This window comes from Bradyrhizobium sp. CB1717, from assembly GCF_029714325.1.
Taxonomy (GTDB): domain Bacteria; phylum Pseudomonadota; class Alphaproteobacteria; order Rhizobiales; family Xanthobacteraceae; genus Bradyrhizobium.
Genome location: NZ_CP121666.1, coordinates 7,715,407 through 7,742,302, shown reverse-complemented (window position 1 = coordinate 7,742,302; position 26,896 = coordinate 7,715,407). Strand labels below are relative to the sequence as shown.

Annotated in this window: 17 protein-coding genes and 5 pseudogenes; 16 read left to right on the top strand and 6 right to left on the bottom strand. The window is 58.9% G+C overall.

Going from position 1 to position 26,896, the window contains the following annotated elements; all coding sequences use genetic code 11:
• Positions 1-43: 43 nt before the first annotated feature.
• Positions 44-610: a DNA-binding protein gene (locus QA649_RS36020; protein ID WP_283021342.1), complete on the bottom strand. Its 567-nt coding sequence runs from the start codon at positions 608-610 to the stop codon at positions 44-46.
• A 1-nt stretch (position 611) separates the two neighbouring features.
• Positions 612-836 (bottom strand): hypothetical protein, encoded by a 225-nt coding sequence (locus QA649_RS36015; protein WP_283021341.1) that lies wholly within the window; start codon positions 834-836, stop codon positions 612-614.
• Between the two features lie 903 nt (positions 837-1,739).
• Between QA649_RS36015 and QA649_RS36010 the strand changes: the two are divergent.
• The 4 genes and pseudogenes from QA649_RS36010 to QA649_RS35995 form a co-directional block, all read left to right on the top strand.
• A pseudogene (locus QA649_RS36010) lies at positions 1,740-1,865 on the top strand (transcriptional regulator); the annotation flags it as partial.
• 608 nt (positions 1,866-2,473) lie between these two features.
• The gene (locus QA649_RS36005; protein ID WP_283021340.1) at positions 2,474-2,737 is read left to right on the top strand and encodes a HipA domain-containing protein; all 264 of its coding nucleotides are present in this window, start codon (positions 2,474-2,476) and stop codon (positions 2,735-2,737) included.
• Positions 2,738-2,760: 23 nt separating this feature from the next.
• Entirely contained in the window at positions 2,761-3,117 is a 357-nt protein-coding gene (locus QA649_RS36000) for a hypothetical protein (RefSeq protein WP_283021339.1), read from the top strand.
• Between the two features lie 220 nt (positions 3,118-3,337).
• Complete coding sequence (locus QA649_RS35995) at positions 3,338-3,628, top strand: hypothetical protein (protein WP_283021338.1); 291 nt, start codon at positions 3,338-3,340, stop codon at positions 3,626-3,628.
• Here the strand turns inward: QA649_RS35995 and QA649_RS35990 are convergent, their stop codons facing one another.
• A complete protein-coding gene (locus tag QA649_RS35990) occupies positions 3,629-4,225 on the bottom strand; it encodes a hypothetical protein (protein ID WP_283021337.1) in 597 nt (198 codons plus the stop codon).
• Positions 4,226-5,341: 1,116 nt separating this feature from the next.
• On the opposite strand from QA649_RS35990, the gene QA649_RS35985 reads away from it, so the two are divergent.
• The 4 genes from QA649_RS35985 to QA649_RS35970 all read left to right on the top strand — a co-directional run bounded on the left by QA649_RS35985 (position 5,342) and on the right by QA649_RS35970 (position 11,186).
• The gene (locus QA649_RS35985; RefSeq protein WP_283021336.1) at positions 5,342-6,616 is read left to right on the top strand and encodes a DNA methyltransferase; all 1,275 of its coding nucleotides are present in this window, start codon (positions 5,342-5,344) and stop codon (positions 6,614-6,616) included.
• Positions 6,617-8,140: 1,524 nt separating this feature from the next.
• Positions 8,141-8,263, top strand: coding sequence for a hypothetical protein (locus tag QA649_RS35980; RefSeq protein WP_283021335.1), 123 nt, complete (start codon positions 8,141-8,143; stop codon positions 8,261-8,263).
• Between the two features lie 368 nt (positions 8,264-8,631).
• Positions 8,632-9,930, top strand: a complete 1,299-nt coding sequence (locus QA649_RS35975) for a glycosyl hydrolase family 28 protein (RefSeq protein WP_283021334.1) — start codon at positions 8,632-8,634, stop codon at positions 9,928-9,930.
• A 254-nt stretch (positions 9,931-10,184) separates the two neighbouring features.
• Positions 10,185-11,186: a pectinesterase family protein gene (locus tag QA649_RS35970; RefSeq protein WP_283021333.1), complete on the top strand. Its 1,002-nt coding sequence runs from the start codon at positions 10,185-10,187 to the stop codon at positions 11,184-11,186.
• 806 nt (positions 11,187-11,992) lie between these two features.
• Here the strand turns inward: QA649_RS35970 and QA649_RS35965 are convergent.
• A complete protein-coding gene (locus tag QA649_RS35965) occupies positions 11,993-12,610 on the bottom strand; it encodes a J domain-containing protein (RefSeq protein WP_283021332.1) in 618 nt (205 codons plus the stop codon).
• 662 nt (positions 12,611-13,272) lie between these two features.
• Complete coding sequence (locus QA649_RS35960) at positions 13,273-15,099, bottom strand: NEL-type E3 ubiquitin ligase domain-containing protein (protein WP_283021331.1); 1,827 nt, start codon at positions 15,097-15,099, stop codon at positions 13,273-13,275.
• A 665-nt stretch (positions 15,100-15,764) separates the two neighbouring features.
• On the opposite strand from QA649_RS35960, the gene QA649_RS35955 reads away from it, so the two are divergent.
• The 7 genes and pseudogenes from QA649_RS35955 to nolL all read left to right on the top strand — a co-directional run bounded on the left by QA649_RS35955 (position 15,765) and on the right by nolL (position 24,758).
• On the top strand, positions 15,765-16,532 hold the full coding sequence (locus QA649_RS35955; RefSeq protein ID WP_283021330.1) for a hypothetical protein: 768 nt from the start codon (positions 15,765-15,767) through the stop codon (positions 16,530-16,532).
• Between the two features lie 42 nt (positions 16,533-16,574).
• A pseudogene (locus QA649_RS35950) lies at positions 16,575-17,455 on the top strand (IS3 family transposase); the annotation flags it as partial.
• Between the two features lie 46 nt (positions 17,456-17,501).
• On the top strand, positions 17,502-18,875 hold the full coding sequence (locus QA649_RS35945) for an IS30 family transposase (RefSeq protein WP_283021329.1): 1,374 nt from the start codon (positions 17,502-17,504) through the stop codon (positions 18,873-18,875).
• 37 nt (positions 18,876-18,912) lie between these two features.
• Positions 18,913-19,191: pseudogene (locus QA649_RS35940) on the top strand (IS3 family transposase); the annotation flags it as partial.
• Positions 19,192-19,231: 40 nt separating this feature from the next.
• Positions 19,232-20,221 (top strand): annotated as a pseudogene (locus QA649_RS35935) (NEL domain-containing protein); the annotation flags it as partial.
• A 631-nt stretch (positions 20,222-20,852) separates the two neighbouring features.
• A complete protein-coding gene (locus tag QA649_RS35930; protein WP_283021328.1) occupies positions 20,853-23,105 on the top strand; it encodes a hypothetical protein in 2,253 nt (750 codons plus the stop codon).
• A gap of 516 nt (positions 23,106-23,621) precedes the next feature.
• Positions 23,622-24,758 carry a nodulation factor fucose acetyltransferase NolL gene (gene nolL / locus QA649_RS35925; RefSeq protein ID WP_349254047.1) on the top strand — a complete coding sequence of 379 codons (1,137 nt, stop codon included), beginning with the start codon at positions 23,622-23,624 and terminating at the stop codon, positions 24,756-24,758.
• Between the two features lie 645 nt (positions 24,759-25,403).
• Here the strand turns inward: nolL and QA649_RS35920 are convergent.
• Entirely contained in the window at positions 25,404-26,429 is a 1,026-nt protein-coding gene (locus tag QA649_RS35920) for an IS110 family transposase (protein ID WP_283021326.1), read from the bottom strand.
• Positions 26,430-26,600: 171 nt separating this feature from the next.
• Between QA649_RS35920 and QA649_RS35915 the strand changes: the two are divergent.
• Positions 26,601-26,803, top strand: a pseudogene (locus QA649_RS35915) (IS3 family transposase); the annotation flags it as partial.
• Positions 26,804-26,896: the final 93 nt, after the last annotated feature.

Below are 26,896 nucleotides of genomic sequence, written 5' to 3'. Positions count from 1 at the left end.
GAAAGCTAAGGTCATCAAAATCTTTCTCAAACATAAATGAAGATCATTTCGAACGATAGAACAGCACGCGTCCAGCTGGTATCAGCTGAAGTAGAATATCATAGTCGCCGACATTCGCAGTCAGGATGACCAGGCCGAGCTTTTGCCCCTGCAGGAACAGCACGCAATCCTGAAGCGCGCGCAACTTGCCGTCCTTTTCATATCCCTGGAGGCGGCAGAGGATCCCTGATAGCAGCGCGGCTCGTCCCAGCACGTCTATGTCCGGCGCAAAGATCCGATGCGGCGGCATCGCTTTGATCTGCTTCCCGATCACATCGACGACAGAAGCGGTTCGCGCGTCGGAAGGATTGAGCGCGCCGACCGTGTGCATCAACTCCTGGATCGCGACAGTCGAATGATTGACTTGTCGCTGCGTGATCAGGTCGTCCAGGATCGGAGGCGAACGATCTTGCATTTGATCAATATAGACGCAGGTATCGAGCAGTAGCCCCTGTCCGGCGGTCAGGCCGACGCTGACGAACGGAAGTTCATCGTCGCTGCGCCGTGCCAGCGTGTTTTCCGGATTGAACCGCGCCCAACGTCGCGCCGCATCAAAGTCGAATTCCGCCACGTTAGAAACCGAGCTTTAACGCTGGGTCAACCTTGCCCCGAGACTTCTTGAACGCTTCTGCGAAGTTGTCCTCGAGTGCGACCGTCGCCAACGCAAACTCGATCAACTCCGTATCCGCCTCGATTCCCGTCTGGTGCTTGGCCTGCCGGACCAAGGCAGGACTCACCCGGCCACCGATGCGGCTGACTTTTTCACTCAAAAGGCCAGATCGTTCCGCCGCCAGCATGACCGCTTCAAATCGTGCCTTGCTCGCGACAAGCCCGCTGGTCGCCAGCTCACGCTTAAAGATTTGTATCAGTACTGAGCCACCCTTGGATGCAGCTCTTCTCCGCTTCGCCCGGAGGGGCGTGGACTTGCGAGCCGATCTTTTTGCCATAGAACTTTACCCGTTTGTTGAACAAAAATTGAATTTGTCTAACATAGTCCTTTTGCTGCGTCGACTTCAAGGCGTCTGATTGCTACGCCGGTCTCGAGGACCAAGTGGACTATCATTGGAAGGAGTTGTTGGCCGCAGCTGCGCTGTCGATGCTGCTGTCGAACTCGCGCGCGCACAAGGAGGAAGGCTCCGCGATTTGGTTCAGCTGGCAATCAGGGACACGCCCGATCACCTAGCGCCTCATGTTTTGACGCGGCTCGCCGCAGCGAGATCGTCCCGTATGTCGCCCATCCGCTGCCGGTTCGCGAGCCGCACAGGATCGCCGGGATCGTTCTGAGGCCGCAGCGTCCGCTCGACGTCGAGCGGACGCTAAGGATCTGCTTCGCTCGAGGGGCATTAGGGGGATTTCCCTGCCGATCGTCGTCGATCTCCTCTTCAATGAACCCAGTTGATATTGGGAGCAGGTTTCCGGATCGGTAACTTTTCTTGGCCCTCAGGCTCGCTTATGAGAAATATTCCCGCTCGGTAACTTTTTCACCTCCTTTGATCGGAATCACAAAAAAGTTCCCGAGCGGTAACTTTCACTGGACCTTTGCTGTTTCGCCTCATAAAGATCCCGCTCGGCAACTATAGGATGAGAGAGCTATGAACACGCCTTCAAAGGGCACTCCGCCCTCGGGCGGAAACGAAGCCCCTGGCGAGACCGGTGTTGAGCGCCAAGCCGCCGAGTTCGCTGCAGCATTCGGTCGCCTCATCCAGAATGAACGCAAACGCCAGCGCCTCCGGCAGGACCAGCTCGCCATGGTGAGCGGGACAGGAAAGCGCTTCATCGTCGACCTGGAGGCCGGAAAAAGCACCTGTCAGCTCGGGCGCAGCCTGCACGCGGCAAACGTGCTCGGGCTGCGCATCGAGGATGTTCTCAAGGAGGCCCAAGCCAGCCGCGCGAACACTTCCGAGCCACCGGACATTCCCGACAGCGACGAGGAGGAGCCTCATGGACCGTCTTCCGGTCTACTTTGAGACGCGAGGGGTTGGCTGGATCACGGCCGCTGACGAAGCGTCAGCTTCACCTATGCCGAATCCTGGCGCCGACTGACCGGCGCCTTCCCTATGTCGCTCACCATACCGCTCTCGCGGGCGTCGCACGATGCCTCGGGACTTCTGCCATGGGCGGCAAATCTGCTGCCGGAGAACGCAATTCTGGGGACCGTGGGTCATATGCTCGGCAAGTCGCCGGCCGACGTCATCGGTCTTCTTGCCCGAGATGGGCCGCGACACCGCCGGCGCGCTCTCCGTCGGACAACCTGGCACTGGTCTCATCGCCGGCAAATCGCGAGAGATCCCCGACAAGGCCTCGCTCGAGCGCATCTCAGTGAGCTACCCCACAAGCCCTTCCTCGTCGGCGAGGACGGCTTTCGATGTCGCTTGCCGAATGTGTCAGCTATGTCTCCGAACACCCGTCAGTGATCTGTCCGGTCTAAACACCCATGCCGACGGTGACGACCGGGACGGCAGGCGAATGTAGCTACCTGCCGGCTGAGCGCTATGACCGTCGTCGTGACGGTAAGAGGTGGCGGCGGCTGCATCAGGAGGACTTCTGCCAAGCCCTCGGCCGGCCGCCAGCTGCCAAGTACCAGAACAACGATAGAGGCCTAAAAGGACCATCATTTGCCGACATGATCGGCGTGACCCAGCGCCACATGACAGCACAGGACACCGCCCGCTTCCGCACGCCAAAAATTACTCGCTGATGCTATCGGCGCGCGGCGCCGCCATGGCGCCTGGCTACGACATCGTCTGGTCGGCACCATATCCGAAGATCACCCGCAACATGGCGCAGAAGATCGGCGGGCAGAAGCAGGCTGACCAGCTCGGACGCAACCACTGGGAGCGCTTCGCCATCGACTGCAAACTCTCTCCAACGCAGACGATCCGGCGCGTCTCCGAGATTGCTCAGGCCGTGACGCACCATGCAATGCCGGCCAAGGCCGAGGTCGAAGCCATGCCTCCCGGCGGCGATCCCGTCCTGGACACGGTGGTCGAGGCGGTGATTTCGTGCGCGCCCGGCTACCTAGAGCGCCTCAAGCAAGCGGATCCAGCGCCGGAAGGCGCAGCAGCCCCATTGCCCTAGCAATAGACGCATGTCGCGACGAAAGCCGAGCCTGCCTGCCTCACCGCCTGAAACATGGCTGCACATCGTGCTCAAGTCTCATGGCACAGCGAGGGCTCGGGTACTGGCCGCACTCGGGATTTCAAAGTAGGCCACTCGAATTACACACCGTAGTTATACTGACTCCAACTACCATTGCGCGAACTTATCTCTGGACTCCACCAGAATGGAGGTAGGGAATATGTCCCGAGTTACGGAAGCTGAAGTTGCCGAAGCGGCCATCAAAGTTCTTACCGATCGAGCTTCAGGTCGTGCGACCATTAAACAGTTGATTGAAGAAATTCCGAATTACCTACCGCTTTCAGCCGAAGACCTTGCGCCATCAACGACCCGGCCCGGCGAGGCGTTATGGGAGCAGCAGGTGCGCAACATCACCTCGCATAAAGCGTCGCCCGGAAACGCCATCTACGAAGGCAAGCTCGTCGCCATCCCCGGCGGCTTGGCGCTGCAGGGGCGCGAGGTTGCAGCCTAGCTAGGAGAACTTCGCCTTATAGCCGGGTTTGAACCATTTCAGTTCGGTTCTGCCCGGCGCTTCTTTATCCCAAACAAACCATGCATAAGCCGTCGTTCCGCTGCCCTTCGGCTCCACGCCGCTAGGATAGAAGGTAATACGTTCACTGAAAACCCAGACCCGAGCGGGCGGTATCTTTGCGAAGATCGTATTTGCGCGGTTCGCGCCCTCTAAGAAGGCAAGCCGCAACAGCAGTGCGAACTTGCGGTTCGAATGCTTGACGCCGCTGGCGACAAAGCCCTCAGCGCAGTTGTAAGGCGGATTGGTTACGATGTTGTCGGCTGACCATTTCGGCTCAAGAAAGTCGACGCCGATCTCGCCATAGCCGCGATCGTATAAATCAGAACTGCGAACGGGCTGCCCGGTCTGCTCTAGCACCCGGGACATCGTCCCATCACCACACGCGCTTTCCCAAATCTCGCCGGTGAATTTTTCATTGTCGATCAGAGCAAACGTTGCCCACGGTGGGGTGGGGAAAAAATCAGGCCCGCTGAGATCAGCGAACCTTTTCATTGTCGGCTTAAAGCCGCCGTTCAAATTGTAAGTTGGGTCTGCCATCCGAATCTCCTCGGATTGCAGAGTATCAGAATCATTGATTCAGCAAGGGTTCTTAGTGAGTTATTATGACTCACCCCTACCTCCCTCCCTGAATTACCTTGAACTTCCGGCGACGATCTGGCGGCGTCACAGTGGGCAGTGCAGGCGCCACGGAGAGTGCGGCGTCAACAAGCTGGGCAACGCTCCACGCCTTGTCAGCCTCGCCTAGCGCCTTAGCTGGCGTCGTGCGCAGGGCCTCCAGACTGTCGTGCGCGACGTACAGCGCGACCGCCGCAACGTGGTCGGGTGAACCGGCGCGTAGCAATGCGCAGCGAAAGGTTCTGACGCTCAACATAGCTGGTTGAAACGTACCGATCGGGATCGCCAGATACTACGTCACGGCTTACCGCTACTACGGCGGCGAGCGAGTAGCGGCCCTGCGCTTACTTTACCACGCCTACCGAGTAGGTCTTCACGCCTGAGAGGCGTCCGGGCCGAAGGCATTGCGGATTGCTACGGGGATGGAAGCCGTCCGTTAAAATCTCAGGCTGGCCGATGACGCGGCTGCGGAGGTCATGCAGTCCGTCCATGCTGCTTTCGGCGTTACGTTTGCCGAGGCCCCAGCTAACGATTGCCTTCTGCGTCCCGGCCAGCGCACGCCGACCATGATCCCCGGTCGTGCAACTCCATGCAGCCCATCCCGACGCGAAGAGCCAGGTTGGCAACGCTGCCCCCTTTTGTTGCCAGACGAGGTAACGGGGTTCATGTAAGTCACACAGATTACCACAATACTGCCATTCACCTTAGCGAACAAACTCCTGCGTTTACAACCGTGCACAAAGATTGCACACATAAGTTACCCTGACATCTGCTGCCACGTGGCAAATCAGGTCACCCTTGAGGCCACCGCGCTCGGAAACAGGCCAGTGCCTCTAACCGAGAGGTACTTCCAAAATGACACTCGAAATTAACCACGTCCCGAACTGGGACGGGGTCGATAACCCGTGGTTACCGGTTGTAGACCATCCTCCGCTCCCGTGTCAGGACGGGGGATCGGACGTGGCAAAGTCGAGGACTGCCAATCAGTTGTTCTATGGGGACAACTTGCACTATTTGCGAGAGCATGAGCGCGAAAGCGTGGATTTGATTTATCTCGACCCGCCGTTCAATTCGAAGGCGAATTATAACCTCCTTTACCGAACGCCGCAGGGTGATGCCATCCAGGCACAGACAACTGCTTTCCAAGATACTTGGTGGTGGGATACGCCGGCCGCCGTCGCTTTTGATGATGTCGTTGCATCGGGATCGCGAGCCGCGCCGATCCTCATCGCGCTGAAAAGCTATTTAGGCGAGAGCGACTTAATGGCCTATCTGGCAATGATGTCAGTCAGGCTAGTCGAAATGCACCGCATTCTTCGACCGACAGGCAGTCTTTACCTGCACTGCGACCCAACCGCTAGCCATTATCTCAAGCTGATTCTTGATGGCATCTTTGGTTTCGAAAACTTCAAGAACGAAATTACTTGGAAACGAACCGCCGCGCATGGCGATAGCAGAACGTGGAGCCGAGTGGCGGATAAGATACTGTTCTATACGCGCACGCAGGATTTCACTTGGAATATACCCTACGAACCGCACTCGGACAGTTACGTGAGTTCGCACTATTCAAATGCTGATGCGGACGGTCGCAGATTCCAACTAACATCTATTCTTAGTCCGTCGCCCCGCCCCAATATGATGTACGAATGGAAGGGTTTCCCGTCGCCTCCCATGGGATGGCGCTATTCGCGAGAAACGATGGCCGATCTCGATAGAAGGGGGATGATATGGTATCCGCGCACAAAATCCGGTGCGCTCGATACAGCAAAGAGACCGCGCTACAAGCGCTACTTGGATGAACAGAAAGGCAACGTACTAACCACGATATGGACAGACATCCCGCCAGTGAATGCGCGCGCAAAGGAGCGCATGGGATACCCGACGCAAAAGCCTGTTGTTCTCCTAGAAAGAATATTAGCGGCATCCAGCAACCCAGGTGACATTGTCCTTGATCCGTTCTGCGGGTGCGGAACGACGATTGAAGCAGCGCAACGCTTGGACCGCCGTTGGATCGGCATAGACGTTACGCACCACGCTATCGATGTCATTGAGGGTCGCCTTGATGAGAGATGCCCGAAGGCCAGCTATAAGGTTACTGGCAGGCCTGAAAATCTGAGCGAGGCAAGGGACCTTGCAAAGCGAGATGCTTATGAATTCCAATGGTGGGCCAATTGGCTTGTCGGCGTGCAGAATTACCTTGAGCACAAGAAAGGCGCCGACAAGGGGATCGACGGACTTATCTATTTTAAGAATGGCCCGCGCGGCATCGGCAAGGTGATCGTTTCTGTCACACCGTCATGGTTGCGACTTTAGCTGTCTCGTTCAAGACGTTGTTCGTTTCAAACCCGGCAACAGCGCCGCCTCCAACTAGGTGCTGCGGGAAAATTCTTCATAAAAAGGCTCAAGCGGCGCTGGCATGCCGGTTGCTTGAATATGTGGTGAAACCACTTGTGACCATGATGCTCGTTCAGCATCCGGTTGAGGTATTCAGATGAACTTGCCCGCTTGACCGATGGCAGAGGTCTCCTGATGCGCTTTCCAAACCGTGCGCCTGCGTCGCGAACTCTGCCATCTTCGGATCGCGCCCCGGTTTGCCGAGCAGAATCTGATTGTCTTGTAAAGGGCTTGATACGAATGGCGGTCCTCAACAAGATGGGGCACACCAGGGTAAAGGCGTTGTACCTCAGGACGCTTGTTTGCGTCAGTTTTGGCCGGCGGCTCAAGCGTCGGGCATCTGCGAGATACCGAGCCTGGGTTCGTGAAGCTAAGCGGCGGCCTTAAATCGGTGCTTTGCAGATGGTGAATGAGCTAATGCAGGACGATTGGGATCCTGAGAAAATACTTAGGCAACAGGACGAGCTCAAGGTCAAGCTGCTTCGCGCCCAATCGGTTGTCGCAGAATGTAAGGCAGGATTGGCGGATCTGGAGCGAAGCCTTGAGCGTCGAGCGGTCTCATCGTCGATCGATAAACGCCAGCGCAACTCTGCGGCAAACAATTCGATACGTAACGCACGACCGCCCCAATCGCGAAGCGTCGATGATCCTGTTGACCAAGATGCTGCCGTGGCGTTTTCGAGTCAATCATGGGACCGCTGAAAGCTGCCGCCGCGCACGTTAGCGGCGAAGGGTTTTGTCTCGGACTTGGCGAAGATCTCGAGACGCATGGTGTTGCGAGCACGGCGGGCGAACTGGACAACTGGGTGCGGCACTGCCGATAGGCTCGGCCTTTGGTTGATCGCGGCGCGTTGGCCAGGAGATGCGCGCAGAGTAGCACCACATACGGGACGCATCGCCGCGTTTTGGCTAGAGTTGCCCTGTTTCGGGGGGCTCACGTAGATGTCCTGAATCGAATGTCAAAGAGCTCTCCACCTTGAGCCAGCCAGTTCGCTCGTTTTGTCCATCTTCAAGGCGCTCAAATTGCCGGTAGGCGTGTCTGGAGGGGGACGCGAGGGGCGCGTTCAATGACGCGATGCTTCGCTATGGCCGTGGGCAAGGCATGCGAGTTACGGTTGGTGCTGACCGGGGAGGCCGACCATGCCTCGTCCGGCACTGCATGGAGGATGACGAGAACTGGCTGACTATGTCCGCAAATGATCACAATGCACCCGAAAGAGGGCAGGTAACGGCGGTCGCCTAAGTTCGTGAGAACCCAGGAAGAGGGTTCCTGGTGCGAATGCGCTCGAGTGCCGGCCGTAGCCTCGTCAGCTTCTCGAAAGCTTCCCCGAATACGGACTAACCCAGTGATCCTGGACGGGAGGCTGGCATGGACTTGGGGCTCAATCGAAGCGAAGCGGATCGCCTTGGACAAAGTTTAGCGGCAGCGGCGATGCACAATCCATGTCCCTAACCTCGCGGGGGCTCGATCTCGATCTTGCCGCCGTGAAAGCCGATCCGGCCGCGCGTTCGTCCAACGACGTGTCGCTACACATCTTGCGGCGCGCCTTCCAGGCTGAACGGTAGATTCGGTGTCGGATGACCCTGGGCGCTGCTGTCAGTTCTTGTGGTGCGGGCCTTTGATCGAACGTCGATGCGACGGAGCGTACGGATTGACGCGCAGTTGAGATGCCGCAAATCGGGACCGGTCGGCGCTTAAACACTGTGAGAACGCTGACAAGCTGTTTGGATTTTGGACGACCGCACAACGCTTCGTCGTTTTCGCGCATAGGCAAGGTGCTACGGCGCGATCGCACGATGGAGGCCTCTGCTACGCGTCTTATAAATGTCATCTTGCGCGGGCCAGTGACGCGCGCGACGGCTCGATCGAGCCAGCGCTCAATACAAGACAACGCACGCGGCAAGGATGCGTGTGACAAAGCACGAGCAGGTCGATGATAAAGCGTTTTCGCAACTGGGTCCTATTGTCCATACTCACCTCCATGATTGTCTGCTCCGCCGCAAAAGCGCAAGACCGCCGGACTATCGTCGAACCTGTTGCACCTGATACGATCTGCGATCGCCCTGTGCCTTCCGGCAAGAACGATACAGTTAGCCTACAGGACGCCATTGAACATTGCCCCGCTGGGGCTGCAGTCTATCTCGGGCGCGGCGAGTTTCACTCAGGTCCACTCGAGATGAAATCGGGCGTGACCTTATGGGTCGGACGCGGTGCGACGCTGATCGCAATTTCCGAACCTGCTGCTTACGACAAGGGCCTCGGACAATGTGGTCGCATCGCGGAAAAGGGCGACGGTTGCCGGCCATTCATCAGCTTCTCTAAAACGCGCGGCGGCGGCATCTACGGAGAGGGCGTCATCGATGGTCAGGGCGGGGCAATGATTGGCGGCGGCGCGGAAAGCTGGTGGCAGCTAGCCCGCCGCGCCCAAGCCCAGGGCGGCAACCAGAACGCCCCGCGATTGATCCAGATCGACCATGCGCAGGACATCACGTTCTCTGGTGTCACGTTGCGCAACGCTCCCAATTTTCATGTCGCGCTGAGCCGGGTCGAAGGTGCCACGTTTTGGGGCCTCACGATCGATTCACCGGCGGATGCCCGCAACACCGACGGCATCGATCTTGGCGCGAGTCAGGATGTGACCGTCACCCACAGCTTGATCCGTACGGGTGACGACAACGTCGCAATCAAGGCCGGCGATAGTGGCTCAAGCAGCCATATCTCGATCATTGATAATTATTTTGGCTGGGGGCATGGCATGTCGATCGGCAGTGAGGTGAATTCGGGGGCCAGAGACATATTGGTGCGTAATCTGACGCTGGATGGTACGACCTCTGGCCTGCGCATCAAGAGCGATGTTAGTCGAGGCGGTGTGGTCGAGGGCGTGACTTATGAGTACGTGTGCCTGAGGGGCAACAAGTGGCCGGTGGCTTTCGATACAAAGTATGATCCGCGCGCACAAGGCACGAGGATTCCGGTCTATCGGCAAATCGTTCTCCGTCATGTGCATGGCGACACCGGTGTGTTGCTGATGCGCGGCCTGGACGAGCGGCATGCACTTGACGTGACACTCGAAGATGTCCGATTTACCAATTCCGCGACTTGGCAAGTTGAACATGCGAACGTCACCGCAAAACATTCTGACGTATCACCGCCGCTGCCCGGACGAGCTGCAGAACCGCTGCTGCGCGGATCGGAGGTATGCTCCAGGGCATTCCGCGACGGCAATCGGTAAGCACACACACCCGGTGCCGAACTCGGGTGCTGAGTTCCGCATCTGGGGCAAGATGACCGGTGCTGACGAAGGTCAGCCTCATGCCCCGAGTTGGTTGCAACTGTCCGATGGTTTGCAGGGCCGCGAATGAAGGTGACGTGCAGGTTCTGATTCGGCGCGAAAAATGTGTTGACCACGCGCGGCGGCTATCCCGCGGCGCTATCTTACATCGGCTGCGTCGACCGTGCCGCGAACTCAACGAAGAGTGAGATCACATGCGAGTTTTGGTGCCGTCTGCGCTTCTGGCCGGATGTTTCTTCATCCCGGCGGCGTACGCTCAGCCAGTATCGGTGTCGCATGCCGGAAATGCAGACTATCACTCCGTGCAGCAAGCCGTCGACGCGTTGCCGGCGGAAGGCGGAAATGTCCGGATCGCGCCGGGCATCTATCGCGAGAAGGTCAAAATCTCCAAATCCGGTATTCATATCGAAGGGACTGGCAGGAAGCCGGAGGATACGGTCATTGTGTATGGCGACGGCGCGCTCACTGTAGGAGGAACCGCCCGTTCGGCCACGCTGGATGCCGCGGGCGATGACTTGCGGCTCGAGAATCTGACCATCCAGAACGACTACGCCCTCAATCCGGCCAATCCACCCTCGCAGGCGGTAGCGCTGTCCGTCACCGGAGACAGGGACGTCGTTACCCGAGTCCGCCTGCTCGGTGCCCAGGACACGCTGTTTGCCGGTAAGGGACCAAACGGCAGAATGTCACGACAATACTTCTCGAACTGCTACATCGAAGGGCATGTCGATTTCATATTTGGCAACGCCAAGGCCTGGTTCCGGCAATGTGAGTTGCATGGCATCGCAAATCAAGCGGTCATCTATACGGCTCAGAGCAAGGCAGCGCCGGATGAGGACAGTGGCTATGTTTTTGATCATTGCAGGCTAACTGCCGACCCTGCTGCGGGCTATATCGCACTTGGCCGCCCTTGGCGCCCCTACGCCACAGTGGTCTTCCTGGCGGCGAAGATAGATGCCCCCGTGATCGCGGAAGGGTGGCGCGAATGGACGCCCGGCAAGACCGATACGTTGAGGACAAGCTATTATGCTGAATACAGATCCTTCGGCGTCGGGGCCAACCCCTCCGCCCGCGAGCCTCACTCCCATCAACTGACAGATCGCGAAGCTGCAAGATGGTCGCTGAGCGTGTTCTTCGGAGGAGCCACAGATTGGCTGCCAAGTGAACCATATCGATGGAAGACAAAGCAACGGTGACGAGACGACAGCGATCGTCGGATGAACGACGGGAGAGTGCGGATATCACGGCAGCGTGGGCTGCGACCGACATCGCGCTTGGCACCAAATTTGCGGCTAATCGAAAGCCTCACCAGACGGTTACTCACGAACAGGGAAACGCGCAACTGCGTGCGATAGCCCAGTGCTTGATGAACGCGTTGCACGGTGTGAAAGGCGTCAAGTTCACGATGCTTGCCTTGCCTCGCGGCGACGGCAGAGCCCTTGAGATAGGTGGGTGGCGCGGGGCGGTACAGCCCTGGCTATGTCAGAACCGGCCGTGAACCCCGCGATCCATTGGGCTCTCGTGATCGATCGTTGATCCGGCGCCACCGAGCGAATAGGCCTGGACGGGTCGCTTCTGCGCCGAAACCCTTTCCATACTGCCAACGAGTGTCCCCGGAAAGGTTTGTACTTTCGTGTTGCCTCTCGAACAACGGAGGATCAATCGTGCGCACCTCCTGTTGGAGCTTCAAAGGTGGCACCGGCGGTAGTAGCGACTCAGCGGTCAGGAGTGGAAGGAGCCGTTTGGCATTTCCACGAACCCACCGCTGGGCCGATGCAGCCGTCAGGTCCACAGGATCTTGCCGCATCCCTTTTTCCGGCCCTTCTTCCTGACCGCTGCGCGGAACGAAAGGAACCGGTCATCGTGTCGATTGTCCGCCATGGTCGCCCGAAAGCGTTAGCCAGGGGAGTCAAATTGCCCGCATAGCCAGAGCAAGCTCTGGATGGTTCCGTCCTCCACTTCCGATGCGCCGTTGAGGTTCGCTGAGATGTTCGGGCTAGTGCTAGCGCACCACGGTCTTCAGGTACTGGTAGGCCTTGATGATCTCGACCAGGCGATCCTCCGTGGAGCGGTCGCCGCCATTGGCGTCGGGATGGTGCTGCTTGACCAACGCCTTGTACTTCGCCTTGATCTCGCTGAGCGTCGCGTTGGCATTCAGGCCCATCACCTGCAACGCGTTGCCCTCGACATTGAAAATCTTGCGCGCCTCAGGCTTGGCCTTCGCGCCCTCGCGGTCACCGGCGCGTCCGTTCAGCTCGACGAGCGTGCAGCGGGCATACCAGTCGTCCTCAAAATTGGCAGTGCTGCCGGTCATTTTGTGTGCGCTGATGCTCTCGCCCATCTTCCAAGTGGGACGATGGCCGGTCAGCGCGTCCCTCTCGTAGCGAGCGACCGCTTCCGGGTCCATTCCCGAGAAGAAATTGTAGGATTGATTGTATTGGCGAACATGATCGATGCAGAAGTGCCAATAGGCGCGCGCATTGTCGCGGCCCTTGGGCGCGGGATGGGTAGCGTTGTTCTTGCAGCCAGGCCATTCGCATAGCGCCGCGGGCTGGCGCTCCTGCGCTTCCTGCCTATTGATGCGAATGGAGTCGAGAATTTCGGATGTGTCGATCAACATGACCTAGCTCCGTTGGCGGAGCGGCAGTTAACAGAGCCGCTTCTATGCTAGAGACTTAGTTTGGACGGCAAGTCGGGTCTGACTCGGCCTTTGCGTCTAGTTCGTGGCATGATGTAGCGGGCACTTCCCAGCAATTGACATGCCAGGTCGCGAAGTTGATTCAGACCATCATCTCTTTGAGATTTCAGATCGACACAATCGAAATTTGCTGTCGGGTTCTGCACATGGTGGTGTTAAATGGCACGGGGGAGTACGTTCAAAAGCCAAGCGAAGGCACTGCTCGGCGGCAACGACGAAGGCGAGCGACGTCTTCTGAATCGTCTTTCGAGGCTTTGAAGGTCTTCCGTCTTGCGTAGCGAAACAGAGGGCACATTGCCTCGATTTGAAAGGCATTCGGAGCCGCTCCTTCACGGATCAACGCAATTCACAACGTCTGTCCGCCGCTGACGAAGCGCCTGCTCACCAGCCTCCCGCAACAGCCTCGCTTCAGGATTTCTTAGTCCAGAGTCTCGTCGGCCCTCACTGAAGGTTGGTCTCGACAATATCCGAGACGATCAGAGCTGCCCGTCTGGCAAAGCACCGGCGGGCTGGGACAAAGATCCGGGTTGAGGACGAGCTAGGAGTGACCAGGCCGGAGCTGCTCTAATACGGCAGAGGCCACGTCATAGGGTGAGGCCGTGCTCATTGAGCACCTTATCTCTGAGAGCCCCCTTGATCTCACGGGCGATCTCTTTGCGAACTGCGGCACCCAACTCTAGCTTGGCATCCTCGACAAGGTCAGCTTCGGCCCCGATCAAACCTTTGTCGGTGAGCTGTTGCTGCAGCCGGCTGTCGAACTCCGTCCCCATTGCAGCAAGGAGCTGGTCGTGCGCCCTGGTGTGGTCTTCGGGTGCGATGCGACTCATAACGTCGTCCCAGGGTTGCCAGTCCACCGCCAAATAGTCGGCGAATTCCGCCGCCTCTCGGTTGCGCACGGATGTCTCCGCGCTGTCAACGTCAGCGTCGGTCACACCGCAAACCTCAAAGAAGCGCATGTTCGGGGCGACGTGTTGCAGTCCCAGCCGCTCGCGGAGCTTATTTTGATAAGCAAGAGAGACCTCAATGGCGTCAATGTCTTCGCCGTTGTTGCCCGAGCCTAGCGCGTGAACCTTCTCGCGCGCAATTCTGTCCAGCGCGTCCAAGCGGAACATGACCCGCCCCAGATCGATGAGATCGGGAAGCCGGCCCTTGTTGTTATAGGCGCCGTTCTCGACCTCTGCGATGAGGCGTGCGGTCTGCATGCCGTTCCAGGTCAAAGTTCTGCGATCCTCGCAGCTCTGGTTGGCGTCCAGGACCAGTTGGAAGTAGCGCTTACGCAATTCCGGGTTTTTCGCCACTTGGCGCAGATCATTGGCCACCGACTGCCGGAATTCTTCGTTGCCAGAGTTCACGGAGTCGAACAGTTTGCCAAGGAAGAGCGCGTATTCTCGGGCGCCCGGCTCTTCAGCGACGCTCTGCCAAGCGGCCAGCACCTCTCGATCACCTTCCTGTGGATTTCCCCGGAGCCAGTTTGCGACCGCTTCAATGAGAGCATCGGCCTGTTCATCGTCCGTCTCGGACAATTCACTTTCGTCATTGCGCGAATGGTAGACGGTCGGACCGGCATAGCCCTCGGCGCTTAGGATTGTATCCAGGTTCGCGAGCACCTGCTCGGGCAGCGGATTTTCAGTCAGAATTATTCTGCCATCGGTGCCCAACTGCGTCAGGAGGTCCTCGGGCAGACTCGTCAACTGGTTTTGGCTCGCGTCGAGAAACTCCAGTGGAGCAGGGAGGGCGTGCGGCAAGCGCGTTAGTTGGTTTTCGCTGACGTCGAGAAACCGAAGCGTGGCAGGAAGGACCTCCGGCAGATTGGTCAACTGATTGTGGCCGGCGTAGAGAAACTGGAGCGAAGCAGGGAGAACCTCGGGCACATCCTGCAACTGATTGTGGCTGACGCCGAGAAACTCCAGCGCAGCAGGTAAGACCTCTGGCAAACTCCTCAGCCGGTTGGAGCTCGCGTCGAGACCTCTGAGCTCGGTCGGAAGCGCGGGCAGGCTGGTCAGCTGATTGCCCCTAACGTCAAGACGCTGGAGCGAAGCAGGGAGGCTATCCGGCAGAGTGGTCAACCGATTGAAGGGCACATCAAGCGCAACGACAGCGTTCGGCAGTCTTGGCAGGCTTGTAAGGGACAGCGATCCAAGATCCAGTGTAGTGGTCTCACCGAGAGTGTTTACTCGGCGCACCGCTTCTTCCCGATCCTCGAGCGGGCCTACCTCCGGTTCAGCAGCCCAAATCTCAAGCACCTCATCTCCGGCACCCTCGATATGGGCGGAATCTCCGGGGTTTGCTGCGGAGCCTGCGACGACCGCGTTCCACTGCGCCGCGTCTTCGTGTTGCCCGTCCTGCCCTCCGGAAGATAGAGAAGGGATGCCACCGTTGCGGTGAATATGTCCTGTCTCAAATGGATCCATCCCACCCTCCCCACGAAATTGAGCGCAGACTCAGCCCACGGTGGCAATGCTCTAGGACCCTTAGCTTTCGATAAGCTGACAAACTGTCGCCGTAAGTGGCATCGGTCGCAACGAAGCTGGCATGACCTTGGATGCAGGATTTGATCGGTCGATCCCCCGACCGTAAGATATTTTCCGCTGACGCGTTTCCGCGCATAACCGCGCAGCCGCGGCTCAAGTATAAAGCCCGCGCGTGGCGACGGTGCCTTTCTCCAATTCCTGCGAAGCAAGAGCGCACGCGCTCCAACGCCCAACGTCCGCGTCGGTCCTCTCTCGTGCCAAGACAATCGCTGCCGTGCTGGTATTTGCCGTTGGTGGCGAGCCCAACGATCTGGGTGTTTTTGCAGCGACACCCGTCAGCTGATCGACAGGTGGGCCTGCTAAGGGCGCGGGCTGCCACCGTTGACGGATCTCCGGACTTATCTGGCCAACGAGATGGCAGAGTGCGGGCAGCAGTATCGATCTATTGTCCAGGTTGGGCTCGTATCGGCCTGTGTCGAAGAGGTACTGAACGGTAGTCGCGGCCCGCGCGCTCAGGCCTTCGAATGATCATTTGCTCTGCGGACCTAGCTGCTTCCCGGCCTTGGGAAGCGGGGGGTATTCTTGTTCTGACGATGGAGAAATTGATGAACACGGGACAGGCACAGTGGAGTGCAGGTTCTTCCTCGGCGCTTTCTGAAGACGCGGACCAGGAAAGCTACCTCGGCGGCTTCAATCGTGCCGTGGCCAATTTGGTCGAAACCCTGACTGGGTATCGGACCCCAGCCTCCGCGCGCGCGCAGATTTTGGACAATTGGGTTGCCGAGGAGGGACAGGGCGAAGCCGAGAATAGGCGACAGGGGCGCAGACGAATCAGGAATTCGGATAGCACAGGCTCGCGCTCGCTGGATTTGTCCTCGCTCTCGCTGACCGCGCTGCCCGCCGCCCTGCCGCCAAGGTTGCTCGAACTGCGCGCCAGGCACAACGAGCTAAGCAGCCTGCCTGCTATGTTCCCACCCGGTCTCCAGCATCTTTTCATTAGCCATAATCGCTTGACCAGTTTGCCGGATGATCTTCCGGCGACCCTCACTGAGCTGGAGGTCGCTGACAACAGCTTGACCAGCCTGCCGGCAAACCTTCCGGCCGGGCTCCAGATCCTGAACGCAAACGACAACCGGCTCACCAGCCTGCCGGACGCTCTTCCTGGCGGGCTCACCTCGCTTGCGGTCAGTGGCAATCAGCTGACCGAGCTCCCCGCATCCCTCCCTTCGTGGCTCATTGAACTCAACGTCAGCGGCAATCAGTTGGCCAACCTCCCCGACCCTCTTCCGAGCACGCTCCAATCACTCAATGTCAGCGGTAACCGGCTGACCAGCCTGCCTGAAGGCCTTTTAGATGAGCTGCTGCCGGTTTGATGGACACCGAGATTAGGTGTTTCATGAAGCCGGAGGTGGGCGATGAAGAGACGGAAGTTCAGTCGCGAGTTCAAGGTCGAGGCGGTTAAGCTGGTTCGGGAACGTGGTGTGTCGGTGGCGCAAGCCGGCCGTGACCTGGACGTTCATGAGAACGTTCTGCGTAAATGGGTGAAGGAGTTCGGCTCCCACCCGGCGCAAGCCTTTCCCGGCCACGGGCAGATGAAGCCGGAGCAGCAGGAGATCGACCGGCTGCGCCGTGAGGTCGCCAAGCTGAAGGCCGAGCGGGATATCCTAAAAAAGGCCGCAGCCTACTTCGCGAAGGAAGCGACATGAAGTTCGCCTTCGTCGCGAAGCACCGGACGATCTGGCCGGTGGCATGGCTATGCGATGCGCTGGGAGTTTCGCGGTCGGGCTTCCATGCCTGGCTGAACCGCTCTCCCAGCGCCAGATCCCGCAGCGACGAGGAGCTCGGTGGCAAGGTCAAGGCCAGCTTTGTCGCCAGCGACCGCACCTATGGCGCGCGCCGGGTCTGGCGCGATCTGCTCGCCGGTGGGGCTGACTGCGGCCTGCACCGGATTGAGCGGCTGATGCGCCTGCAAGGCCTGCGGGCGCGGCCGCGACGTCGGCGCTTGCCGAAGGACAGCGACGATCGACAGCTCGAGACCGTACCGGCGAACCTCCTTGACCGGCAGTTCGCCGCCGAACGGCCGAACCAGAAGTGGATCGCCGACTTCACCTATCTCTGGACGGCCGAAGGCTGGCTCTACGTGGCGGCGGTGATCGACCTGTTCTCACGCCGCGTGGTGGGCTGGTCGATGAGTGCCGCCATGACGGCACAGCTTGTGGCGGACGCATTGTTGATGGCCGTCTGGCGACGCGGCAAGCCGGATGCGCTGTTGCATCACTCCGACCAGGGCAGCCAAGGCGGATTCAAACGGTCGTCGCAACACTCGGAGTTTGGAGGTTGCGATGAACGTTGTAAGGCGCAGATCGGCGCGGTCAGGACGAGCCCCATTGCCGTCGCCAGGACGGCCCTCTGTTGCGGGACGCAGTGAACAGAATAAATTTTGGCGGGCGATTGCCGCTGGGTTAAGCAGCGAAGATGCTGCACTCGAAGCCGGATTGTCACAACCTGTCGGAAGCAGATTATTCCGAAAGGCGGGCGGCATGCCACCAGCGATGTTCAGATCTTCGGCAAAGGCGCTCTCCGGGCGGTACCTCTCGTTGATTGAGCGCGAGGAGATCGCACTTCTCAAGGTGCAGGGCCATTCCATACAGGAGATTGGACGTCGCTTGGGGCGGGCTGCTTCGACAGTCTCCCGTGAACTGCGGCGCAATGCGGCCACCCGCGGCGGCGGGTTGGAGTATAGGGCAACAACTGCCCAATGGCATGCGGATCGATCCGCCCGCCGGCCCAGGCCGACCAAGCTTGCGCTCAATGCAACCTTGCGCACTTATGTGGAGGAGAGACTTGCTGGCGGCGTCGTAGCCGCGACCGGCGCTCCCGTTCCTGGTCCCTCCGTTCCGTGGAAGGGGCGCCGGCATGGCCCGCGCAAGGATCGGCGATGGGCCAAAGCCTGGAGCCCTGAGCAGATTGCCCGACGCTTGCCGATCGACTTCCCGGACGACAAGACGATGCGCATCAGCCACGAAGCTATCTATCAAGCTCTCTTCGTTCAGGGCCGCGGCGCGCTACGCCGCGAGCTGACGGCCTGCTTGCGAACAGGGCGTGTATTACGGATGCCCAGAGCGCGCGTACGCAGGCGAGGCAAGGGCTTTGTCTCCCCGGAGATCATGATCAGTGAGCGTCCTGCTGAAGCTGCCGATCGAGCAGTGCCGGGACATTGGGAGGGAGACCTCATCCTCGGTGTTGGCAGCTCGGCAATCGGCACGCTGGTCGAGCGCACGACGCGCTTCACGATGCTATTGCACCTTCCCCGGTTGGCGGGGCATGGCCAAGCTCCGCGCGTGAAGAACGGACCTGCGCTCGCGGGACATGGGGCCGAAGCCGTGCGCGACGCGATCACGCGCACCGTCATCACCTTACCCGAAGAGCTGCGTCGCTCGCTAACCTGGGATCAGGGAACCGAAATGGCTCAGCACGATCGTCTCAAGATCGATGCGGGTATCCAGGTCTACTTCTGCGACCCGCAAAGCCCTTGGCAGCGCGGCACTAACGAGAACACCAACGGGTTGCTGCGGCAGTACTTCCCGAAAGGCACAGACCTGAGCATCCACAGCGCCGAGGAGATATCCGCTGTGGCAGCCGCCCTCAATGCCCGACCGAGAAAGACACTAGGCTGGAAAACGCCGGCGGAGGCGCTTGACGATCTGCTGTCATGAGTGAAAGTAACTGGTGTTGCGACGACCGTTTGAATCCGCCCAATACACCAGCGAGCAGTTCCAGCGCCTGATGGCCGACCATGGCATCGTCTGCAGCATGAGCCGCTCCGGCAATGTCTGGGACAATGCGGCGATGGAGAGCTTCTTCTCCTCGCTCAAGACCGAGCGTACAGCTAACAAGATTTATCGAACCAGAGACGAGGCACGCGCCGATGTGTTCGACTACATCGAACGATTTTACAACACGACCCGCAGGCACTCGACTATCGGCTATCTCAGCCCGGTTGAGTTCGAGCGCAAGGTGGGATTAGCTTAACCGGGTGTCCGTCAAACCGGCAGCAGCTCAAGATGCTCTTGTGCCGAATAATAGCCTCTACTACCCGCATCTGGAGAGCCTCGAGTTCGCCGACAATGCGCTGCCGGACGACGTCCTCGCTCATCTGGCGGCGGCTGAAGCGCCACCGCAGCTTGCGCAGCAATCCCTGCATGAGGCTGCCGCCCACTGGCTCGCAGACGATCCGGCCACGCTGGCCGAATGGCAGCACTTTGCGGATGAGCCCGGCGCCCAAGACTACGCACAGTTCCTGGAGAGGCTACGAGGTACCGTGAACTACGGCAGTGACGGGTTTCGGCAGGCAGTGGCTGATGATCTGCGGCATGCGGCCGCCAATCCGACATTGCGCGAGCAGTTCTTTGCGCAGGCTTCCGAAGCCAACACGAGCTGCGAGGATCGCGTCACCTTGCACTGGAATGGTATGCAGACCGCGCGCATCAACGCTGACGTCAAGGACGGGTTATATGACGATCGGCTTGGCGATCTGATTCAGCGCGGCCGCGTCGCCTTCCGATTGGAGGCGTTGGACGAGATCGCGCGCGACAGGATCAATTCGCTCGCCAGCGGCAACCCGAACGTAGACGACATCGAAGTCTACCTAGCCTATCAACATCGGCTGCGCGAGGCGCTGGAGCTCAGTCATCTCGCCCCTGACATGCGCTTCCTGGTGGTCTCTCACGTAAGCGAGGATGATGCGACGGCGGCGCTCGACCTGATCCGGGAGCGGGAAGCAAGCCAGTTCACCAACTACATGGCTAGCCGTTGGCAACCCTGGGAGACGGTGCTGGAGCGCATCGCTCCGGGCGAACATGCAGCGATGGGAGACCGGGTGGTCGAAGCCATGGGCGAAGAGTTTCAAACCCGCTTGGATCAGCGACTGGCCGAGCATGGTCTTCTAGGCGATTCAGATGCCCAGCGGGTGCTCGGAGCCCAAGTCCGAAACGAGATCGCTGGCGAGATCAAAGGCGAGGTCATGCACCGTGTGCTCGCAGAGCGTGGCCTCGAACTATGAGGTTCCCAAACTGCCGCAGAGATATCGATTATTGCTCTGTGGCGGTACCTAAAGATCGATCGTGAAGGCTCACCCATCGCTGCCAAGGTGCTTTTGCGCCTTAAATGCGCTGCCGTCGATGAGGGTCTTTCGGCCTTGCCGAGTGATGAAAATTCCCGCGTGCCAGGCGAGGGCGTATCTACGTCCAATCGAAGGCGCTTCGGGACGAGAGCTCCTCGGTCGAAAAGTTGTCGAGGAGACAAACGTGCGCAGCGGTGCAATCATCGGTTGCGGAGGCGCTGCCGCAGCCAGCCAGCTCGGTTTGACGAGGCAGCTAACTGTTCGGGCGGGGATGCTTGAATTCGGCGCACGATCTACAGGCGATCCATTGTTACGTCCGTCGACGAATTTCGTCCGCTCGAACTGGAGGCCGGCGAAGAGGTGCGGCAAAATTGGAGCGATCCCGTCCCTGGTCAGGCGAGTGCCGATCCGAGGCCGGTCTCGCGCGCAGTAATGTCCTGATCTCGTCAGCTTTTCGAAAGGTTACGGCTACACAATCGAGAATCTGATTCTTGCTGAACGAGCTGCTATCTGGCCGTAATCCGAGCCCTATGGGTTGCTGCAGGGTCTGTATAAACATGAGGAGAGCAGGATGGATCCGATTGACCCATTCTTCCATTCAGGAGCCTGGATGCGGGAGTACGCCGCCCTGCAGGGGCGAACTGGGCAGCGAGCAGACAGCCCAAGCGAGCAGGGTGACTTTGAAGGGCGGCTGCAGGACTTGAATCTCGATCCGCCTGATGAAAGCAAGTCAACTTCACCTGATCCGGCCCCCGCAGGAGGTGGTCGAGCAGTCCGGCGGGAGGATTTCGGCGGTTCGATGCGGGTGCCGCCGCACTCCGCTTTTGGGGAGAGTGCGCTAGGCGGCACGCGCCGGAGCGTCGACATTCCCAGCTTTCCGCTTCCCGCTGCGGCGCGAGTGCCGCAGTCCAGTTTGCGAGATGATCTGTTCAGCAGCGCACGTTACAGCTTTCCGGACGCAGAGTCTGCCGCCTCCGCCAAGAGCGGAAAAGGCCGCGGATTGTGGTCACGCTTCAAGTCGGGAATCGGCAAGGCCCTTGGCGGGAGCAGCAGCGGAAAGTCGTCGCGCGACGCGCGGCAATCTGACGTTTCTTCGACAAATTTGCGAATTGATTACGCCAGGCAGCCCGGCCGGACGCGCGGGGTCAATTCGGCCGATGAGGAGCTCATTGAAGATTTCCGAAACAAGGCGACGGGTAATCTCAGCGATGGCACCATCAAGAATGCGGCAGCCGATTTGCGCCATTTGAGCGCGCGCCTGCGCGACGCCGGCAGGCCCTCAATTGCCGATCGAATTCGCCGCGAATTTGAAAATGCGCAGCTGGAAAATCCCGATGTGGAAAACCACCAGCTCGAAGCGGAGCTTGATGAGGACGTCGACACCTACGCAAAGGACCGCGGCAGGCGCATCAAGGCGGCCCTGAAGAAGCTTCGCGAAGTCGGTGCGGGAAACGCCTTGGCAGCCGATGCCCGCCGGCTGGCTCCTCATGCTGAGGATGCAACCCTCATCCGCATGTGGGCGGCGGCGGAAAAGGCAACAGACAGGATCGACCCAAAGACGATCGACAGGCAAACTCGCCGCATGTTCAGGCTGAGTGAGTGGCTGCTGACGCATGATAGACAGCCGATCGCCGGCCGACTTTCCACCCCTGGGCTCGCTGAGGATGTCGAGGAGTACAAGCACGAGACCGGGGACAGCAAGATCAACGCTGATCTGGTCAGGCTTGGGCTCTTCCAGCAAATCCTTGAGGCGAACAGGGCACTGGGATTGCCGCCTCCTGAGGACCCGGGTCAGCCTTCTGCGGAAGCTGCTCGGCAGGCCCACTCGCCACAGGAGCTTCCCGCAACGCCAGCCACGCCGAGCGCGGGAGCTTGGGATTGGCTTGGAGAGCAAATGCACGGATCTGGCTCATCGATGCCGGCGCCGCAAAGCGGATGGCGGGCCGGCTCGTCCCAGCTGCTTCCCGCAACGCCTGCGACGCCGAGCGCGGGAGCCTGGGATTGGCTCGGCGACCAAATCCATGAACCTGCCTCACCAGCGCCGGCGCCGCACTGGGCAGCGCAAGCTCATCTGCCGCTCGAGCTTCCTGCCACTCCAGCCACCCCGAGCCACGGAGCCTGGGCTTGGCTTGGGCAACAGATGCAAGAACCCGCATCGCCTTCGTCCGTGAGGCCTCGATCGTCAAACATCTACGGCGGTCTCGACTCCTTTGTTGATCTGGATCCACCCACACCCCACGACTTGCGTGACGATGCGCGCTCCGCGCCAGCACCTGAATTCACGGCCGCCTCGCCGTTCGCAGGGCCGCCGGGGGCGGCTTGGGAGCTGCGGGACATTGGAGCGATCGTTGGCGCCAACTGGCGGCACGGCTCCCAGGCGGCTTCAGACATGCTGATCGATGTATTGGGCAACATCAATCTGCTGCCAAACCAGTTCGGGCCAAGTCAGTTCACGATCAATGGGGAGCGCTATTCGTCGACATTTGGGCCGCGCGGTCGCAGGGATATTCGCCTGATCCATCACCCGCACGCCGGTGGAATGAACGAAGCCGGGCCATCCCGGCCGCTGCATCGCCCACCGCCAATCGTAAGCGCAAGGCAAGCCGGGGAAGGTCCAGTCGATCTTGGCTATCTTATCCGGGGCGGCTGGGAGCATAGGGAGCGGTTCCTGCCGCCTTACCTCGTGCGCGTTTTGGAAGGCGAGCGCCTCATGCCCCAGCCCGGGCGGCCCACCTATTTCGAGATCCGCGGAGTGCCTTACAGGGGCGAGTTGGTGGAAAGCGAGGGCCGCCAGCGCGTACGCATTTATCCTGATCGTGGCTGAAGAGGTAGCAGGGCTGCAATCTCAGTCTATCGGCGGGCAGCTCGCGTGAGCTAGCGCTGCAGATCGAACGCATTCGTAGTCGACGGAGCACAGCGCGGAGCGCACTCGACGGAACAAGGACCAAGAACATGGATACCAGACAAAGGTTTGCTGACGAAGGCTGCTTTTCCTGATGCGCGGGCCAAATTCCTCCGCGAGCGCGGTACTTCGCAACCTGCATTCGTTTAAGTCTTCATGGGCAGTTCAGTTACTGCGCTATGGAAAGTATCCTCGCGATGCCTTGCCTTCCGCTCAGTGCAGGGTGCAAGTGCCCGCCGGATCTTGGAATCGATTGAAGCAAGGTTGGTGGGAAAGAAATCGATAAACCATCATATAGCTCGTTTCGCCCTTTCCTTTTCGGTATTTATCGCACAGTCGGCTATTGGAGCGTAGACTCTCCGTGGCACTTGTCTCCGCCGTCGTCGGACAGGATTTGTCGCGAGCTATGGATTCGGCTGATCGGAAAAGTGTGCCGAGATGTTGATACATCATCTAACAGCAAAGATTATGCCTGAGACAGCGCACGATCGCGATCTCGCTTTGGACTTCACCAAAGGAGTGCTCATCATTTTAGTGATCGTCGGTCACCTGATCCAATATATCCTCTACCGAAATGAAGGGTTTTGGGATTCGGCAAGTTTCAAATGGATCTACATGTTCCACATGCCCCTCTTTATGGGAATAAGCGGTTATCTTTCCTGCCGAGCGCTGCTGGAAAAGTCCTTCATGCAAGCCATGGGCGATCGTGCGATGCAGCTCCTGGTGCCTATGCTGTTTTGGTTCTCTCTCCTGGCGACATTAAAGTTGACCGTGTTTCCCCGACTGGCGAGCGCACCAGACAACGCTTTGCAGTTCCTGAATGATTTCGCCGGCACATACTGGTTCGTCTGGGCCGCGTTCATTTGTTTTCTTCTCGCTAAAACTATTTCGATCTTCAGTCATTCGTCACCATGGGCCTTGTTCGTGTCGGTCATTCTGGTGGTCCTTGCACCTGTGACCTTTTCCATATTCCCTCTCATAAAGTATACGTACCCGTTTTTCTGCCTGGGATTCTCATTTGCAATGTCGAGAGAACGGTGGACGAGCATGATGCGCTCTCACAGGCCGTTCTTCATTATGTCTGTCACAATCGCGGCTATGATGTGCTTTCCGATCTGGCGCAAGGATACTTATGTCTACAACAATCTCGCTTTGGTCCAGGATTTGCAGTCGGCAAAAAATGTGCTTCTGATGTTTCTTGGCTCCGCAGCTGCCTCAGCGGTGATGATTAAGGTCCTGCTTCGATCCTGGAATATTGGTCGTTCAAATCGGGTGGTCCGCTTTATCGCCGCGAAACTGGGACCCAGCACGCTGGTGCTGTACTTGATCCAGGGTACGGTATTCCGTCTCATGGATTCGATACAATATGGAGAATCTTGGGACGCCACGATGAGGTCGGCCGCGGCTGCATTTCTCGGGACAATGATTGTTGCCGCCGCGCTAACGGTTCGCTGGGCCGTGCGCGACATTCCTTATCTCTCCCAGCTCGTGCTCGGAGTGCCACCCCGCTCCTTGTCGGGCAGCCAAATCAATCAGGAGGCTCTCGCAGAAGATCGTAGCTTGCGGGACTTGTGAACCTGCTGTCCATTCATGGCGCCCCAATCTGGGTGCCTCGCCGAAAAATGTTCCAGAAGATTGCGTCTTTGCTCCACGTGATTTGCTTCCTCCGAAAGTGACGGAGTAGGGACAGCGATGAGGCGGCTTTGGATGTCGACGCACGAGATGCTGACAGAGAGTTGTTGGCGAGCGTTACAGATCGGCAGACCTCGCGGAGAATATGCGAATTCTGGAAGGCTTCGCCACCATCACGGGCTTCCATCGCAAGTACGCCATGAGGTCTTCTGTCAATCGGCCCTTTAATTGCGGGTTGTTGTCAACTCTCTTCTTGAAGCCATTCGGCAAAGTGGTAGCGCTCGGCCCGACGGAGCAGGTCGGGGTTGCGCAGACGGGGCGAGCGCGGCTGGTGGATCTATAGCCAGCTCGTAGTAGTGGGCCGATTAGCTGTCACCTGGTTTCAATGCGATCAGTTGCCCGTCGCTGGGGTCATGGTCCTTTCCGAGGTCGCAAGCGCCTCATGATGATGTCCGGATCGGGTGCCTCATCGTTTGCAACGGGGTGCGGACGAGCCGCCACCAGCCGATTGACCGAGGTCACCACGACCACCGTCCCAGCGGGACATCGCCAGCCCGGCGAACCGGGCCAGGAACTTGCAAAATAAGGTCAGGCCGGCGCGTTGCCCCAGTCGAATGACGTGTCGTCGACCCAGATGCAGTGGAGGATGACAGCGATCTTGCGGGCGATAGCGACCTTTGCCTTTTTCATGCCGATCCGCTTCGCAAGTTTCATTCCCCAGGCTTTGAGGGAGGACCATTTCTTTGTTCGATAAAGCAGAACGGTCGCCGCCTCGTAAAGGTAGGTTCGGAGGAGCCTGTCGCCCCATCGGGATATCTTGCCATTGGTGTCAGTTTCACCAGATTGGTTGCGCCGAGGTGTGAGGCCGAGATAGGCGCCGACTGTCGAGGCCGATCGGAAGCGAGACGGGTCATCGATCGTATGGCGGAACGTCAAGGCGGTGACCACGCCGACACCAGGAACTGTCATCAGGCGACGCGTCGTCTCGTCCGACTTGGCCAATCGGCGGACCTCGTCGTCAAATTTGCTTTGCTGCTGGCAGATGTGCTCATGAATCGACAGGAGCGGCGCGATCACGCTGAGGAGTTGATGATCTTCGCCCAATAGCTCGCCGACCTGGTTACGGAACTGTTGGCCAATGGCGCGAGGGAATAGCAACCCACATTCCTTGATCAGACTCCGGACCTGGTTCTCGATATCCCGGCGTATGGACACAAGGCGGAATCGCGCGACGAGGATAGCTCGAACCTTCTGGCTCTCCTCACTCTTGATTTTGACTTCTCGATACCAACCAACCCGCACCAGTTCGGCAAGGCCCCGAGCATCGTTCTGATCGCTTTTGTTCATGCGGACCGACAGTGCTGCGTGTGCATGCCTTGCATCGATGCAAACGACGGGGAGTTCGACCCTACGAAGCTCATGCCAAAGCCAGCTCGCCATTGCGCCCGTCTCAAAGCCGATACGCTCCGCCAGTGGCGCATGTTTACGAAGTAACTTTGACAGATCTCCAGGATGAGACTTGGCCTTTCCTTCAAAAATTGCTTCACCAGTCTCATTGACTACGCAAACCGCAGTCTCTCTCTGCGAGACATCTAGCCCGACGTATTGCCGCATGACAGCTCCTCCGAATCGCTTGATTGCGAGAGATGGACGATAACGGAGCTCTCGTGCCCAGAGCGCTGACCGCAATTACGTCATCGTTTCCAACTATTGCAGGCGGAATGACAGCCGTAACGGTGACTTCGCGCGGCAGTAGTGTGCAGGTCAATAATGCCGGCTCCGCAAGCGACCGTCCAACGCTATCATTATCATCGACATGATCAGCTCGAAGCTCTCATCTCGCCGACTTCATCGCCTACAACTATGCACGGCGGCTAAAGACCCTGAAGGGCCTCACGCCTTACGAGCACATCTGCAAATGCTGGACGTCCGAGCCAGGACGATTCAAACTCAATCCGCTCCAGCAAATGCCGGGACTAAACACCTAACAGGGCAGTTACAATCATTCAGATTCTTCGTCAGCTTCTCGAAAGCTAAGCCTCGTAGCAAGAACGTGTTTATCCAGGTTCGACGTTAGCTGC

What these genes read in the sequence shown, in the direction of transcription:
- QA649_RS36015 (WP_283021341.1), bottom strand. Translation starts at nt 836, where the DNA reads ATGCTGGCGGCGGAACGATCTGGCCTTTTGAGTGAAAAAGTCAGCCGC.
- QA649_RS36005 (WP_283021340.1), top strand. Translation starts at nt 2,474, where the DNA reads ATGCCGACGGTGACGACCGGGACGGCAGGCGAATGTAGCTACCTGCCG.
- QA649_RS36000 (WP_283021339.1), top strand. Translation starts at nt 2,761, where the DNA reads ATGGCGCCTGGCTACGACATCGTCTGGTCGGCACCATATCCGAAGATC.
- QA649_RS35995 (WP_283021338.1), top strand. Translation starts at nt 3,338, where the DNA reads ATGTCCCGAGTTACGGAAGCTGAAGTTGCCGAAGCGGCCATCAAAGTT.
- QA649_RS35990 (WP_283021337.1), bottom strand. Translation starts at nt 4,225, where the DNA reads ATGGCAGACCCAACTTACAATTTGAACGGCGGCTTTAAGCCGACAATG.
- QA649_RS35980 (WP_283021335.1), top strand. Translation starts at nt 8,141, where the DNA reads ATGTCCCTAACCTCGCGGGGGCTCGATCTCGATCTTGCCGCCGTGAAA.
- QA649_RS35975 (WP_283021334.1), top strand. Translation starts at nt 8,632, where the DNA reads ATGATAAAGCGTTTTCGCAACTGGGTCCTATTGTCCATACTCACCTCC.
- QA649_RS35970 (WP_283021333.1), top strand. Translation starts at nt 10,185, where the DNA reads ATGCGAGTTTTGGTGCCGTCTGCGCTTCTGGCCGGATGTTTCTTCATC.
- QA649_RS35965 (WP_283021332.1), bottom strand. Translation starts at nt 12,610, where the DNA reads ATGTTGATCGACACATCCGAAATTCTCGACTCCATTCGCATCAATAGG.
- QA649_RS35960 (WP_283021331.1), bottom strand. Translation starts at nt 15,099, where the DNA reads ATGGATCCATTTGAGACAGGACATATTCACCGCAACGGTGGCATCCCT.
- QA649_RS35955 (WP_283021330.1), top strand. Translation starts at nt 15,765, where the DNA reads ATGAACACGGGACAGGCACAGTGGAGTGCAGGTTCTTCCTCGGCGCTT.
- QA649_RS35945 (WP_283021329.1), top strand. Translation starts at nt 17,502, where the DNA reads ATGAACGTTGTAAGGCGCAGATCGGCGCGGTCAGGACGAGCCCCATTG.
- QA649_RS35930 (WP_283021328.1), top strand. Translation starts at nt 20,853, where the DNA reads ATGGATCCGATTGACCCATTCTTCCATTCAGGAGCCTGGATGCGGGAG.
- nolL (WP_349254047.1), top strand. Translation starts at nt 23,622, where the DNA reads ATGTTGATACATCATCTAACAGCAAAGATTATGCCTGAGACAGCGCAC.
- QA649_RS35920 (WP_283021326.1), bottom strand. Translation starts at nt 26,429, where the DNA reads ATGCGGCAATACGTCGGGCTAGATGTCTCGCAGAGAGAGACTGCGGTT.